This is a genomic window from Methanoregula sp. PtaB.Bin085 (assembly GCF_002067035.1).
Classification (GTDB): domain Archaea; phylum Halobacteriota; class Methanomicrobia; order Methanomicrobiales; family Methanospirillaceae; genus Methanoregula.
This window is the reverse complement of sequence record NZ_MVQB01000021.1, coordinates 1-14,044: the sequence shown is the minus strand read 5'-3', so window position 1 is coordinate 14,044 and position 14,044 is coordinate 1. Positions and strand designations below refer to the sequence as shown.

The following is a 14,044-nucleotide window of genomic DNA, read 5'->3' as shown; positions in this document are numbered from 1 at the left end:
TCATGTCACAGGAACACGTAACCCTTATGGCAGAACCCTTCACGTTCCTCGGCTGGGCTTTCCGGTGGCATTCTCATGCCAGCGGCAGCAGGAAGATACTGAACCAGAACCGGCCAAGGTTCACGGACGACTTCCAGAAGGTCCGGGAGATCATGTACGATGAATGGGCCCAGTACGCGTTCAGTTTCCGGGTCCGGAGAATAAATCCCCGGGTTCACCTGTTCATCAGGGGTGAACTGCTGTTGGATAAAGGCAGCACGCCGGTCTTGATGAGCGGGATCAGTGCGGATACAAACGTTGATCCGGAAGAACCATGGCAGGAATTCGCAAAAGACCCGGCACATACTGAGACCAAGGACGATTACCAGGCATTGCTGTTCTGGCCGGCACAGAAGAAGGAGTATCACGCGTACGGCACCACCAGGAAATTCCAGGTCAGGATCGGCTGGAAGAAACGCGGTGAACCCGGCATTATCCCCCCGGTCTTTGCCCCGCCCCTTCCCCCGATATCCGTCTTTGTCAGCGATGTCATCCCGAAGGATACGACACGTCATTCGTAAGAAGGATTCCGGCCACGTCTGGTAATTACCGGGAGATCAGGAAAAAATAATCAGCGTTTCCAGATCTCCTTCGTGCGGTTGGAGGGGACGTAGTAGGCGATCTCGGCTGCAGTGAATTTCAGGATAATAAACTCAGGATTGTCAACGGATCTGAAGTACTGCACGAACGCCGGGCTCCAGTATTTCTTCTTTGCAGCAGCATCGGCAAGAAGCTCCACCTTTGCCCGGATCTCGACGTACGGATCGGTGAACTCCTTTCCCGACCATACCGCGATGGCAACATCCGGGTTCTTCTGCAGCTGAACGACTTTACGGGAGGTTTTCAGGGTCCCCCCGACGAGCGTCATATCGGGAAAGCCGGTGAGAAGCATAAACCGCACCGCAGGCTGTTTCCCGTCCAGTGTTGCAACGGCAGCAGCATGCGGACCCCCGATGACTTTCAGGATCTTTTCCCTCAGTTCCATGCTGCAGAATCAGCAGTTCTCATGGGATAAACGTTTTGCCGGTTGTGCCGGTATACCTGCACGTGAAGATACCTGGAATGCTGCAGATTATATATGAGGGTCTGGTGCGGCACCCGCTCACCGTGCACATAAAAAAATACCAGGAACCTGCGTGCCGTATCATATCCGGGATGGATAAGCGCGGAAAATGCCCGGTTTTTTTTAAGACGTATACAGCCCCGGATCGCGGTATAAAACGATTCTGAACGTTCCCTCTCAAAACCCCGCGGGCCGGGACCGAACGCTGACCTTCGGATTTTCACGACCCTTATAGACATAGGAGATGAACAGGGAATCAGGCGCAATGCGCCGCACGCGGAGTGTGGAATTGTGAAGACCTTCAAGGGAATCTGCACGGCCCTGATCGTGCTCTCGCTGCTCTGCCTCAGTGGTACTGCAGCTGCACAGGACGATACGCAGGCAACCGTGATAACGGACGATATACCGCCATATTACGGGCCCGCAGGCCCGGGAAGTCCCCTGTACGGACTGAAACTGGCTCTCGAGGATATGGATGAATCCTTTACCGCAAACGAGACTGAACGGATCAACAGGCAGATGGAGCATGCACGGCTCCGCCTCTCCGAGGTCAGGGCATCGCTTGAACTGAACCGGAGCGACTCTGCCGAGGAAGCGCTCAACAATTACTGGCTGAAGATGAACCTCACCAACGTTACGATCTCCCGGTGGAACTCGAGCGCCACCGGACTCCTCCACGCACAGGAGCAGATCGCAAAGCACCAGCTCGTGCTCGGGAACCTGCTTGCAGGCCATCCGAACAATACCGGCCTCCGGCGGGCATACAACAACAGCCTGCGACTTGAGGAGAGGTTCGGCGAGAAGACGATGATGAAGTTCAACCGGACAGTCGACAGGAACAACCAGACGATCATGAAAGCGATCCGGCTCGGGCAGAAGGAGCAGGACCGCCCGGGATGGCCGGAAGTGACTGCAACGACAGGACGGCCCGCTGAGCAGGAGACGGAGCGGGAGAAGAACCAGAACGCGAAACCCGAAGTGACCGTACAGCAGCGTGGGAAGCCGGACCAGTCACCGCTGGTAACCCAGGTCCCGCAGAACGAACAGGAGAAGAACAGGAACAAGAACGTGAACCAGCCCGCGGTGACGACCATACCGGTAACGACTCCGCAGCAGGGCAGCGGACAAGGCTCCGGCAACCCGCCCGATGACAAAGGCAACGCCGGCGGGAACAGCGGCAGCCAGGGAAAAGGGAATTCCAGGAACAAGTAACCCGGCATGGTATTGACTGATGCTCCGGTACGGATGGAGTGAACGACGGGCAGTGCCCGGCTTCCTCCTCATCCGGAATCACAGGACATATCCCTCGGACAAACATGAAAACCTCGATGACGCAGGCACCGGCAAACGGGAGATACCGGTCTATCATGCCGAGAGGAAGGGAATCCGGGTATTACGGGGAGCAGCACACCTCCCTTTATCCACCCGGAACACGTTTTTCGAATCATGCGGTTTTTTAATGCCTGAATATGATAGTATCTGAAAGGTGTGGATTCGTGACGCACGCAGGCAGATACCGGATCCTGTTCATCGCAATCCTGTTCCTTGTAACGGTACCTGCTGTTATGGCAGTACCCTCCTATACCACAACGTATACCGTGACCGTGCAGGAGGACAGCTCCGCCCTCTGGCAGATCGAGTACCGGACGCTCCTGGCATCGGAGAGCGACCTTGCGGCGTTCGAGGAATATACCCGCGAGCTGCCATCCGTGTACCTGCCCCAGGTGCAGGACCTGATGCAGCGGTCCGCGGCGCAGGCATCGGTTGCCGTCTCCCGCCCCATGAGCGTCAGCAACGTGACCGGCAATGCCGCTGTCCAGACATCGCCCACGGGCAGGTACGGGCTTATCGTGTACTCGTTCAGCTGGTCGGGGTTTGCGGCACCTGACGGCGATCTTGCGATCGGCGACGCATTTGCAGGCGGGCTCTATCTTGCACGCGACAACACCCTCATCATCCGCTATCCTCCCGGCTGGAGCGTCAAACGTGCCGAACCGGCCGCAGACGATACGCGGGACGGCCTGGCCTGGTACGGCCTGCGGGCATTCAGCCCCGGGGAACCGCAGGTCACCATCGAAAAACCCGCATTCCCGCTCATCCCCGCCATCACCGGCCTGTTCATCATCTCCATTATCGGGGCCGGGTACATGGTATACCGGAGGAGCCGGGACAGGCAGGAGATGCTCCGCGAGTCCGTGGAACCGGAGGAGCCGGCAGTGCCTCTCACCGACGCCGAGGCTGCAGGCCTTGAAGAGAGGATCCTCGCGCTCCTGAAGAACGCCGGCGGTGAACTGCACCAGTCGGAGATCACCCGGGTACTTGGCCTTCCCAAGTCAACGGTCAGTTCCGCTCTCGCCGGCCTCCATGGAAAGGGGATGATTGTCAAGGTGAAAAAGGGGCGCGAGAATATTATCCGGCTGGTACGGAACCGTTCGTAGATCGGAACGGATTGCTGCAGTATTCCGATGGATCCTTGCGGTCAGCTCCGGAGAGATTAACTGGCCTCCTGACCCAGACTGATCCATGAAAGAGGATATCCGGTGGAAACTGATCGCGGGGGCCGGGCTTGTCACGCTCTCCCTCGTCCTCTATCTCGTCCATTACCTGCTCTTCCACGACCTGCACCACATCATGCTCTTCGGTCTGCACGAGCTTGCTTTCATCCCGATCGAGGTACTCATCGTCACGCTCATCATCGACCAGATGCTGGAGTCGCGGGAGAGGCAGCAGCGGATGGAGAAACTGAATATGGTCATCGGTACGTTCTTTTCGAACACCGGCATTCCGCTGCTTGCGCTGCTTGTCCGTGCCGATCCCTGCATCGGGAGCCTGCGCCAGCGTCTCGTTGTCCGTGACAGCTGGAGGAAGGACGATTTTGAAACCATGAAGACAGCGATGAAGGAATATTCCTGTGGTATCGCGATTGAACAGATCGATCTTGAGGCAGTGCGTACCTATCTTCTGAAAAACGAGGACCTCCTCCTCAGGCTCGCCGAGAATCCTATGGTCTTTGAGCACGAATCGTTCACCGACTGTATCCTTGCGATCAACCACCTGACCGAGGAACTGAAAGCCCGGGAAACCCTGTCAGACCTCCCAAAGGACGACCGGGCCCACCTCGTCATCGACTTCCAGCGGGTCTATTCCCGGCTCGTCCCCGAGTGGCTGCGGTACATGGAGTATCTCAAAACCCATTACCCGTACCTGTTCAACCTTGCCATGCGGAAGAACCCGTTCGACGAGTCCGCATCGGTGATCGTCGGGAAGACCGCATAACCTTTTTCGTATCCTCACCAGGCTGTTTGCTCACCCGCGGATCCGATCTCTTATCCCCAGCCGCATCCCAGTACCGGATATGAAAACCGCCCGATCCGGTACCCGCCTGCCCGCACGGAAGGCGGCCGGAACTCCCTACTTCCCGGCCCGGCCCTCCCGGGCCGATTCCTTCACCGAATCGGTGATCCGCGAGATGACCCGGCTTGCCCTGCAGCACAACGCGATCAACCTTGCGCAGGGGTTCCCGGACTTCCCCTGCCCGCCCGAACTGAAAATGGCAGCCTGCGATGCCCTTCATGCCGACATCAACCAGTACGCCATCACGTGGGGGGCAAAGGATCTCCGCGATGCGCTTGCCCGGCGCGTGAAGCAGTACAACGGCATGGCGTATGACCCGGAGACGGAGATCACCGTCACCTGCGGATCGACCGAGGCGATGATGGCCGGCCTGCTTGCCACCATCCGGCCGGGCGACGAAGTGATCGTTCCGGAGCCGTTCTACGAGAACTATGGCCCCGACACACAGATCTCAGGAGCTGTGCCCCGCTACGTCCGGCTGGGAGAGGATTTCGCGATAGACGAGGAGGCATGGAAGGCTGCCTTCACGAAGAAGAGCCGGGCGATCATCATCAACACCCCCAACAACCCGACCGGCAAGGTTTTCAGCCGGTCGGAACTCTCGTTCATCGCCGACCTGTGTATTGATCACAACATGGTCGCGATCACCGACGAGATTTACGAGCATATCCTGTATGACGGTAAGAGGCACGTGTCGATCGCAGCCCTTCCCGGCATGAGGGACCGGACCATCACCATCGGGTCATTCTCGAAAACCTACAGCGTGACCGGCTGGAGGGTCGGGTACGCGCTGGCCGGCCGGGAGATCACGTCCCGGCTCCGGAAGATTCACGACTTTCTGACCGTCGGGGCACCGGCACCACTCCAGCATGCCTGCGTCACCGCGCTGGAGCTTCCGGAATCCTATTACCGCGAACTCGCACGCGACTATGACCGGAAGCGGAAGATCCTGTACAACGGACTGAAAAAAGCGGGATTCTCCTGCGAACTGCCGGAGGGGGCGTATTACATATTTTCGGATATTGCAGGATTCGGCATGGACGATGTGACCTTTGCACGTCACCTCGTGGAGAAGGCCGGTGTTGCCGCCGTGCCGGGCTCCTCGTTTTTCCACGAAGGCGGGAAGACAAAGCTCCGCTTCACCTTCTCCAAGAAAGACGAGACCCTCCTTGAGGCATGCAGGAGGCTTTCGCAACTCTGAATCCCCGGGCCTGACAGAACCCTGCCGGATTCTGCGATACCCGGTTATCGCGAGGTGATTTTTTCAGGGAACTGTAAGCCGGGGCAATGATTTGCGGCGGCGCACTCAGGGACCCCTCTTTTGGTAACCCATGTCGCGGCTGCAGCCGGAACAAAAACGAAAAAATATCAAGGGATTCCTCCAAACAGTTGGTGATATGGAGATCGCGAAGTACGCTGCCGTCTGCCTTCAGGCAATATCGGTCTCGATCCTGGGCATGACATTCCTCGGCATCAGGTCCGACGCGGTCCCGCGGATCGTGCAGCCCCTGTTCCTCGTTCCCTGGTATGTCTACGTGGTCCTGTTCCTTATCCTGCTCGTTGTCGTTATCACTACGAAGGAGAAGATCCGGCAGATCGGGAACGCCCCGCCGGCCCCCCCTGCATTGCAGAGGATCGACACGATCTCGTACAGGAATGTGAACTGGGACATCCTTGCCCCGGCGCAGCACCCGAAGGAGAGTGCAGCCGATTACGCGCGGCGGCTTCCCGGCATCGCGGAGATCAGGATCCCTCCGAAATGCCCGAAATGCGGTATCGAGCTGGAAGAGAGGAAGGCCATGCTCTTCGGGCATATCTGGCAGTGCGTCTCCTGCGGGTTCACGAAGAGGAACCGCGACACGTTCACGACCGAGGCCGGGCGTGCGGCAAAAGTCTGGAAGGGTAAGGTCGAGGCCGGTGCAGCAGCGGCTGGTGCGGCTGCGGCAGCACCGCTGTCGTCCCCCCCGGCAGCACCTGCGGGTCCGGCTGATAAAAAAGAAAGCCAGTGACCTGCCGCATCATGATCCGGCGGGCCTCATGGACCCGTCCTTTTTTATTCGAACTGCCTCACGGCCCCGGGCAGGCATGTCACGACCCCCCGGATACCGGAGACGGTCAGGGTCATGAGGATGGCATCGACAACCTCTGCTTTCGTTGCCCCGGCTGCTTTTGCCATCGGGACATGGGCTTTTACCGCCATCTCGTCGCCCATCGATGCCTTCATGGCGATATAGATCAGCTGCTTTGTCTTCTCATCGATCCCTTTCGAGGCAACGATCGACCTGATGAGGCCGTTGAAGGCATCGGCAACCTCGGGGGCTTCTTTTCGGAACACTTCCATCGGGTTTTCAGTCATGCTTCACCATAGATCCATCCATGGTCCATTCTTATGAAGGCAGGGGTCAGGACAGGGTGAAAGTGGGATCTGACGGCCCGGAGTCGTTCCGAAAACAAAAGGGAATGGTTATGGTTCCGGACACTGACCCTGAGACTATGGAACTGAAATATATTGTCACGATAATGATGCTGCTGGCCGGTATCACGCTCCTGTGCGGGTGCACGGGTTCCCCGCAGGCCCCGGTTGCGACACCGGCACCGGTGCCCGCGGCGACAACGCTGCCGGCTGCCGCAGCACCAGTCGCTACGGCAGCTCCGTTCAGGACAGCAGCCTCCGCATGGACAACGGAGACGCCGTACGAAGGCCACCCGTACACGAAGACCTTCAGCTTCCACGGCTCGGGGGACTACGAGGACTTCACCTTCTCGACCGACCGCGACGCTACGTGGGTCTTTGACCTCACGTACCCGAAGCAGGGCGTCTTCACGGTTGTCCTCAGGGATGCCCACGGTGATCAGCTGGACGTTCTTGCGAACGAAGGGGGCGGCGGCAACAGCCGGAAGACTGTCTTTCTGAAGGCAGGCAACTATGCGTTCGATATCCAGGCAGATGCCCCGTGGTATATCATGATGACCACGGGGTAACCACCCATCCCTCACCCTTTTTTCAGGCCCGCCGGCCGGCAGGGGATAACCAGATGGCTCAGCAAATATAAATCCCCCCTCTGCCATTTTTAAAAAGGGAATAGTATGAAAAACGAACCCATGGAAAGCACAGCATATTACCCGGGAACGTATCTCGCATCCATTCTTGCGATCGCAGCCCTCGCATTTCTGCTCATTGTTGCCGGGTGCACGACCACCCAGCCGGCTCCGACACCCGTCCCGACAGCCCCTCCAACCACCGTCCAGACCCCCGTCGCCACTCCCACGCCCCTTCCGTCACCAACGGAAGATCCCGATGCCAGGGCAGACAGGGTATTTGCGGCCGCGGCCGATGCCTGTTTTGAGAAGACGCCGGTCATCACCAACACAACAACCCACCTTGAATTCGCAACCTGCATGAAGAACACGCCGCTTCCCCCGGGCAACTGCGCCAGGAACTACCGGTACTATGTCCTGAAGGCAACCAACGAGGACATGAACACGGCAGGATTTGCGCGGGAAACGAACACTGCCCGGCTTGCACGCGAGGCATACCGCCGGGGAGAAGGCTATGACGGCGTCCGCCAGGAATATGTCCCGTGCGGGGAAGCAACGCTGATCAGGTCCTCGATTTACCAGTAACTGCCGGATATCCGTTCCAGGATTCACGAAAAACAGGAAACCATCGGACAACCGCGGGGGATTCCGGCCCGGGATCCTCCGCCATCTCCAATGCTGCCATCGATCCGTTCCGGGCCCTGTTATAAAAAAGATCGTCCGGGAATCCCTGTTTCGTCCAGCTCTCTTATCACACCTGCAGGCCAATATGCCGGCAGATACATGCTTTTCACAAGTTCCTTTACGAAAAGCGCAAAGCACCCCGGAGCCGTCTCCATCGCCCGCTTCCCGCCGGATTGGTACACCGGCCGCTGTTATTTTCCGCTCGCCCCGAAACCGGCAATGCTTCAGATCGGGGACTGGGCCGGGTACAGGCGCCGGTACCGGGAGGAGATCCTCGCCCCGCTTGACCCGGACGCTGTCCTGCGGGAACTTGGCGTGGAAGGGGCAGACCACGACGTCGTGCTGCTCTGCTTCGAGAAGAACCGCTCGCACTGCCACCGCGGTCTCGTGGCGGAATGGCTGGAGAAGAAAACGGGGATCAGGGTACCCGAGCTTGACAACGGGCCGGGGATACAATCGACACTTTGGGACCAGGATTGCCGTTGATCATCCCCGTCGGGTTTCCCATTCCCATACGTATATAAATCAACAGCGGCTAAAAGCCCCTTGTCAGTCACTGAGGTGAACGAATGGCACAGAAATTCGACAAGGTACTGGTTGGAGAAGCGCTGGTCGGGGAAGGTCCCGAAATTGCCCACATCGACCTCGTCATCGGGGCGAAAGGGAGCGCAGTTGAGCAGGCGTTCGTCAGCGCCCTCGCCATGCCGCAGTACGGGCATACCCCGCTCCTTGCGGTGGTCACACCCAACCTCCCGGCAAAACCCGCGACCCTGATGGTCAACAAGGTGACCATGAAACACGGCGGCCAGGCCGTTATGATGTTCGGGCCGGCCCAGCACGCCGTTGCGATGGCGGTCATGGACTCGGTAGCCGAAGGCGTCCTCCCGAAGGCCAAAGCCGAGGATCTCCTCATCATCGTCTCGGTCTTCATCGAATGGGATGCAAAGGACAACAGGAAGGTGCACGACTGGAATTACGAGGCAACGAAACTCGCCATCCGGAGGGCGGTCGGGCACGAACCTCCGGTCGACGATATCCTCGCAAAGAAGGATTCGGCAAAGCATCCCTTCTACTGAACATCAGGATTCCTTTTTTTCCCGGGTATTCCCACGGTCACGCAACCTGCTTCGCACGAAAAACCGCAGAAATACCAGATGTAAAAACTGAAAAAACCGGCATATGAAGGATTCCGGCCTGCACGGATGTGTGGGAAAGAGCAGGCCGGTTTTCCCTGTTCGGGATGACTGTTGTGTTTTCCGTGGTGTTATCCAGGGACGGAATCCTCACGGATGGTGAGGTGAGGATTCCATGATGAGATCTTCGGGAGATCGGGGGATCTCCCTGATGACATGAGAAATACAGGTTTTTTCGGACGCTCCGGACGGGAGCTGCCCGAACATCACAGCCGGCAGTACAACCGTATGGATGACGGACCCGGTAATACCGGTATGATCGCCGCTGTGTGAGGGAGTACGACGACCGGTCGCGGTCAATGCATTCCGATTTATACGCAGCATGTGATTATACTAAGAAAGATAGGGTCTGATAAATACCTCTCGGTTTGATTCCGGGATCGCGGGCAGGAGGATACCGATCGCGAACAGTACGCGAATGATGAACCTGTACCCGCGCAGAACACCTGTGTTTTTCGATCAATCCTTATATTTCCCCGTTCCATAACCACACTACCGGAATCGGAACCGGACGGGAGCCGGAAGATCGGTTTTATGAAAGGAAGCCATTTCACCACGGTACTGATCATCGCAGCTTTCGTGCTCATCGCCATTGCTGCCGGTACCGGCCCGGTGCAGGCCCGCACGATCTCCGTGGTGATGGACAACAACTACCCGCCGTACATCTTCCCCGACAGCACCGGGCAGCCGCAGGGGATCCTCATCGACCAGTGGCGGCTCTGGGAGGAGAAGACGGGAAACAGGGCTAACATCACGGCAACGGACTGGAACACTGCCCAGGTGCGGATGGATGCCGGGGAGTTCGATGTCATCGACACGATCTTCCGGAGCGGGACACGGGAGCAGAAGTATGACTTCTCGAAACCGTATGCAACGCTCGATGTCCCCCTGTATGTCGATGCCGACATCTCCGGTATCAGCGGCCCCGAATCGCTTGAAGGGTTCGTCGTGGCTGTCAAATCCGGGGACTATACTGTCGAATACCTCAGGAGCCGCGGGGTCACCAGCTTCCACGAGTACCCGAGTTACGAAGCCATCGTATCCGCGGCAAAAAACGGCGATGTTGTGGTGTTCTGTATCGACAAGCCCCCGGCCGTCTTCTTTTTGCACAAGTACGGGATCCAGAACCATTTCCGCGAGACCGCTCCTCTGTACTCGGGGCAGTTCCACCGGGCGGTAAAAAAAGGAGATACCCAAACCCTGGCGGAAGTCCAGGCAGGGTTCGACGCCATCTCGCCTGCTGAATACGAGAATATCGACCGGAAATGGACGGGTTCTTCGGTCATCAGCACGGAATTCCTCTGGAGCTTTGCCGTCATGATCGCCGGCATCCTTGCCCTGTTTGCCATCGTTGTCCTCTGGAACCGGACGCTCCAGAAGAAGGTGGAGAAGAGCACCGCCCGGCTCCGCGAGGAGGCCCGGGTCAGCGCCGACCGCGCCGAAGCGCTCCGGGAGAGCGAGGAGCGGTACCGCAACCTCTTCGAGCACAACCCGGCCCCCATGCTCATCTACGGGCGCAGCACGCTCCGCCTGCTTGCCGTGAACGAAGCATTCCGGACCTGCTACGGGTACACGCAGGAAGAAGCGCTCGCGATGGTCCTGACCGACCTGTACCCGGAGGAGGAGAAAGAACCGATCGCAGACCTCGCGAAACGGCTGCACGGGTATGCCCGCGCCGGTGAGTGGCACCACCGGAAGAAAGACGGATCATGGATGACCATTGTTGCTTATTCCCACGACATCCTGTTCAAGGGAGTGGAAGCGCGCGTTGCCGTCATCACCGATATCACCGAGCTGAAAAAGACCGCCGAAGCGCTCCAGCTTGCCCACAAGAAACTGAACCAGCTCAACACCATCACCTTCCAGGATATCCAGAGCGCGGCATTCGCCCTGAATTCCTACCTCGAGCTCATGAAACGGGAGATCCGGGAACCAACGTCAATCCCCTTTATCGACAGGCAGAAGGCAATCGTCCGGCAACTGACGGAGACCCTGGACTTCTCGAAAAAATACCAGACCATGGGAATGAAACCCCCGTCATGGCAGAACGTTGAACAGGTATTCCTGTTCGCGATCTCCCACCTGCCGGCGCTTTCGGTCGAGCGGGACCTTGCCGTCAGCGGCCTTGAGATCTATGCCGACCCGCTGCTCGAGACCGCATTTGCCAACCTGGTGTCGGCCATGATCCATTACGGAACGGGTGCGACCCGGTTTTCGTTCCGCTCACGGGAGAATCCCGACGGAAGCATCAGCCTTGTCCTGGAAGATAACGGCCGCGGGATCCCGACGGAAGAGAGAACGGTTCTCTTCACACCGGAGTCCGGCCAGGGGACCGGGGCCGGTCTCGTCCTTGCCCGGGAAATCCTCTCCATCACCGGCATCACGCTCCGGGAAGAGGGTGCCGAAGGACAGGGCACCCGTTTTGTTATCGGGATCCCCCGGAGCGAGTGCCGGTTCACCGGCAGCGGAAACAGTGAAATGAGGACCTCCTGATCGTCCTGCAGCCGGAATTCCGGCGTCTGTGGCAGTCCCTGCAATCCTGCCGCGTGCGTGAGTGGCAGGAAATATTGGAGACCGGACGAAGGGGTGCCTGCCCCGAAGCAGGATGCACTTGTTCCTGTTTTTACGATCCCATGACGATCCGGTGCATGATCAGGAGCGCCCCGCCCCAGACACCGAATGCTCCCCCGAGCGAGGGCACGAACGCGTACCGGCCCATCAGGAACCAGAGGCTGACAAGGAAGAGGACCGAGGGGATGGCAAACCAGAACGAGCCGAGCGCCAGCTGCCGGGTAGCCTCCTGTCCCGTCTCGGAGTATGTGAAGAGGAGAGCAAGTGTTGTCATGATGGGTGCGGCCGCAAGGATCCCGCCATACCGCGGATCGGCCCCCTGCGCAAGGTACGTGACGCCGACGATGACGCTCCCCCCGACAAGGAACTTCAGGAAGGTGTAAATCCAGTCCATGACCGGAATATTTCACCGGGGGGAGAATAAAGCCGGGGGCCGGGGGTCAGTCGCCCGGGGAGAATACGAAAAACCATATCCCCGAGACTGCTGAAGGATAACCGATGGATTCCGGATCCGGTAATCTCTGGCGGACGGCACTCCGGCTCGAATATTTCACGATTGCCTACAACATCGCCGAAGCAGCGCTCTCGATCTTCTTCGGGATGCTTGCCGGCAGCATCGCGCTCGTGGGGTTCGGGCTCGACAGCATCGTGGAGTCGCTCTCCGCCATCATCCTGGTCTGGCGCCTCCGCCGGCACGGGACCGTTTCCCGGGAAGACGAGGAGAAGATCGAGCGGACTGCCCAGCGGTTCGTCGCGGTCACCTTCTTCGTTCTCGGCGTGTATGTACTGTACGAATCCTCTGAAAAACTGCTTGGCCATGAGGCGGTCCAGCCCTCGGCTGCCGGCATCCTGATCGCGATCGCGTCGATCATCATCATGCCGGTCCTTGCGTGGAAGAAGCAGTCGGTGGGGAACGCGATCGGGAGCAAAGCCCTGGTCGCCGATTCGAAGGAGACCATTGCCTGCGCATTCCTCTCGGTTGCGCTACTTCTCGGCCTTGGTGCGAACTACCTCTTCGGGTTCTGGCAGGCCGACCCGATCGCGGGGTTCGTCATCGTGCTCTTCCTGTTCCGCGAAGGGTACGAGGGGTGGGCGGAGGCGGGGGAGGACGGGGATGATCCGGACAGTGACGAGGAACCGGCCGGGAAAAACTCATCGTAACCGGTTTCACGATCCCGTTACTTCCTGAGTTTCAGGCAGTAGTTCTTCCTTGTTGCAACCTGATCGAGGATTGCATGGAGGGCCCTGGCTTTCCCCTTCATGTCCAGCCCGCCGGCATCGTTCTTTGCCCGCGCCAATGCCCCTTCCAGTTCGGGGATTTCAAGAACTGTCGCGGCAATGCAGAAATAGCTCTTCGACCGCCCTTCGTTAAATTCCTTCAGCATCTCTTTCAGGAGTCGTTCCCGCTTCTTCTGGATCTCTTCAAACGCTTCGATCCCGTTCCTTTGGACGAACGCGATGTCGTCCTCCAGTGTCTGGTAACACTTGAACGAATCCGCCCGTTTCCCGGCCTCGCGGTGCTTCTTCCATCTGTCGCAGGTTTCGTTCTCGCCGCAGTCCCGGCAGAACTCAACGCCTTTCTTCTTCAGGGCGCAGGTGATGAACGGGCAGCCGGCGCCCATCCGGGATTCGGTTTTGCACCCGCCGCACCGGCTGGGGCCGTCTGTATGATAGGAGGGGCAGAGCCGGCAGGAGAGGCCGCAGATGCCGGTCTCGGGATAGCGGATATGCATGTTCGTACCCGGGTGTTTGGATGAGACAGCGGTTATATCCTCTCAAATGTTGTGAGCACTCGTGGAGATTCGTCCCGGATGCGGTTGTCCTCCGGGTGGAGGGACACGACCGGCCAGTTCTGCCAGGGAAATGGGAAAAAATTGGTGAGATTGACGGGAAATTATTCCCCGTGCTTAGGGGATGATCCCTGCGAGGATCTCCGCGATCTTCTGGGCCGCGGCCGGCTCGGCAATCTCGGCCAGCACGAGGCCGGCGAGCGCCACGAACAGGGCCCAGAAGACCTTCCGCGTCTGTTCGTTCCTGCCGAACGCGTCCAGCACGGCGTCCGTGTCCGCCTTCACTGCAAAGCGGATGAGCTTTGGCAGGT

The 14,044-nt window shown here is 58.8% G+C and carries 16 protein-coding genes and 1 pseudogene; 12 read left to right on the top strand and 5 right to left on the bottom strand.

Annotated elements, in window-relative coordinates; genetic code table 11:
- Window positions 1-26 precede the first annotated feature (26 nt).
- Window positions 27-560: a hypothetical protein gene (locus tag A4E33_RS04125; RefSeq protein WP_292346420.1), complete on the top strand. Its 534-nt coding sequence runs from the start codon at window positions 27-29 to the stop codon at window positions 558-560.
- 50 nt (window positions 561-610) lie between these two features.
- Here the strand turns inward: A4E33_RS04125 and A4E33_RS04120 are convergent, their stop codons facing one another.
- Window positions 611-1,024: a pyridoxamine 5'-phosphate oxidase family protein gene (locus tag A4E33_RS04120; protein ID WP_292346419.1), complete on the bottom strand. Its 414-nt coding sequence runs from the start codon at window positions 1,022-1,024 to the stop codon at window positions 611-613.
- A gap of 369 nt (window positions 1,025-1,393) precedes the next feature.
- On the opposite strand from A4E33_RS04120, the gene A4E33_RS04115 reads away from it, so the two are divergent.
- The 5 genes from A4E33_RS04115 to A4E33_RS04095 all read left to right on the top strand — a co-directional run bounded on the left by A4E33_RS04115 (window position 1,394) and on the right by A4E33_RS04095 (window position 6,465).
- Window positions 1,394-2,314: a DUF5667 domain-containing protein gene (locus A4E33_RS04115; protein ID WP_292346418.1), complete on the top strand. Its 921-nt coding sequence runs from the start codon at window positions 1,394-1,396 to the stop codon at window positions 2,312-2,314.
- A gap of 284 nt (window positions 2,315-2,598) precedes the next feature.
- A complete protein-coding gene (locus tag A4E33_RS04110) occupies window positions 2,599-3,540 on the top strand; it encodes a MarR family transcriptional regulator (protein WP_292346417.1) in 942 nt (313 codons plus the stop codon).
- Between the two features lie 85 nt (window positions 3,541-3,625).
- Window positions 3,626-4,378 (top strand): hypothetical protein, encoded by a 753-nt coding sequence (locus A4E33_RS04105; protein ID WP_292346416.1) that lies wholly within the window; start codon window positions 3,626-3,628, stop codon window positions 4,376-4,378.
- Window positions 4,379-4,457: 79 nt separating this feature from the next.
- Complete coding sequence (locus A4E33_RS04100; RefSeq protein ID WP_292346415.1) at window positions 4,458-5,657, top strand: pyridoxal phosphate-dependent aminotransferase; 1,200 nt, start codon at window positions 4,458-4,460, stop codon at window positions 5,655-5,657.
- A gap of 196 nt (window positions 5,658-5,853) precedes the next feature.
- Entirely contained in the window at window positions 5,854-6,465 is a 612-nt protein-coding gene (locus A4E33_RS04095; protein ID WP_292346414.1) for a zf-TFIIB domain-containing protein, read from the top strand.
- Between the two features lie 44 nt (window positions 6,466-6,509).
- Here A4E33_RS04095 and A4E33_RS04090 read toward each other — a convergent pair whose 3' ends face one another.
- A complete protein-coding gene (locus A4E33_RS04090; protein ID WP_292346413.1) occupies window positions 6,510-6,812 on the bottom strand; it encodes a carboxymuconolactone decarboxylase family protein in 303 nt (100 codons plus the stop codon).
- Between the two features lie 137 nt (window positions 6,813-6,949).
- Between A4E33_RS04090 and A4E33_RS04085 the strand changes: the two genes are divergently transcribed.
- The 5 genes from A4E33_RS04085 (at window position 6,950) to A4E33_RS04065 (ending at window position 11,865) form a co-directional block, all read left to right on the top strand.
- A complete protein-coding gene (locus tag A4E33_RS04085) occupies window positions 6,950-7,438 on the top strand; it encodes a hypothetical protein (protein WP_292346412.1) in 489 nt (162 codons plus the stop codon).
- Between the two features lie 105 nt (window positions 7,439-7,543).
- The gene (locus A4E33_RS04080; RefSeq protein WP_292346411.1) at window positions 7,544-8,080 is read left to right on the top strand and encodes a hypothetical protein; all 537 of its coding nucleotides are present in this window, start codon (window positions 7,544-7,546) and stop codon (window positions 8,078-8,080) included.
- 198 nt (window positions 8,081-8,278) lie between these two features.
- Window positions 8,279-8,665 carry a DUF488 domain-containing protein gene (locus tag A4E33_RS04075; RefSeq protein WP_292346410.1) on the top strand — a complete coding sequence of 129 codons (387 nt, stop codon included), beginning with the start codon at window positions 8,279-8,281 and terminating at the stop codon, window positions 8,663-8,665.
- Window positions 8,666-8,748: 83 nt separating this feature from the next.
- Window positions 8,749-9,255, top strand: a complete 507-nt coding sequence (fae, locus tag A4E33_RS04070; RefSeq protein WP_292346409.1) for a formaldehyde-activating enzyme — start codon at window positions 8,749-8,751, stop codon at window positions 9,253-9,255.
- Window positions 9,256-9,906: 651 nt separating this feature from the next.
- On the top strand, window positions 9,907-11,865 hold the full coding sequence (locus A4E33_RS04065; protein WP_292346408.1) for a transporter substrate-binding domain-containing protein: 1,959 nt from the start codon (window positions 9,907-9,909) through the stop codon (window positions 11,863-11,865).
- A 130-nt stretch (window positions 11,866-11,995) separates the two neighbouring features.
- Here the strand turns inward: A4E33_RS04065 and A4E33_RS04060 are convergent, their stop codons facing one another.
- Complete coding sequence (locus A4E33_RS04060) at window positions 11,996-12,337, bottom strand: GlpM family protein (RefSeq protein ID WP_292346407.1); 342 nt, start codon at window positions 12,335-12,337, stop codon at window positions 11,996-11,998.
- Between the two features lie 104 nt (window positions 12,338-12,441).
- Between A4E33_RS04060 and A4E33_RS04055 the strand changes: the two genes are divergently transcribed.
- Complete coding sequence (locus A4E33_RS04055; RefSeq protein WP_292346406.1) at window positions 12,442-13,104, top strand: cation diffusion facilitator family transporter; 663 nt, start codon at window positions 12,442-12,444, stop codon at window positions 13,102-13,104.
- 17 nt (window positions 13,105-13,121) lie between these two features.
- Here the strand turns inward: A4E33_RS04055 and A4E33_RS04050 are convergent, their stop codons facing one another.
- A complete protein-coding gene (locus A4E33_RS04050) occupies window positions 13,122-13,676 on the bottom strand; it encodes a DUF3795 domain-containing protein (RefSeq protein ID WP_292346405.1) in 555 nt (184 codons plus the stop codon).
- Between the two features lie 174 nt (window positions 13,677-13,850).
- Window positions 13,851-14,044 (bottom strand): annotated as a pseudogene (locus A4E33_RS04045) (hypothetical protein); the annotation flags it as partial.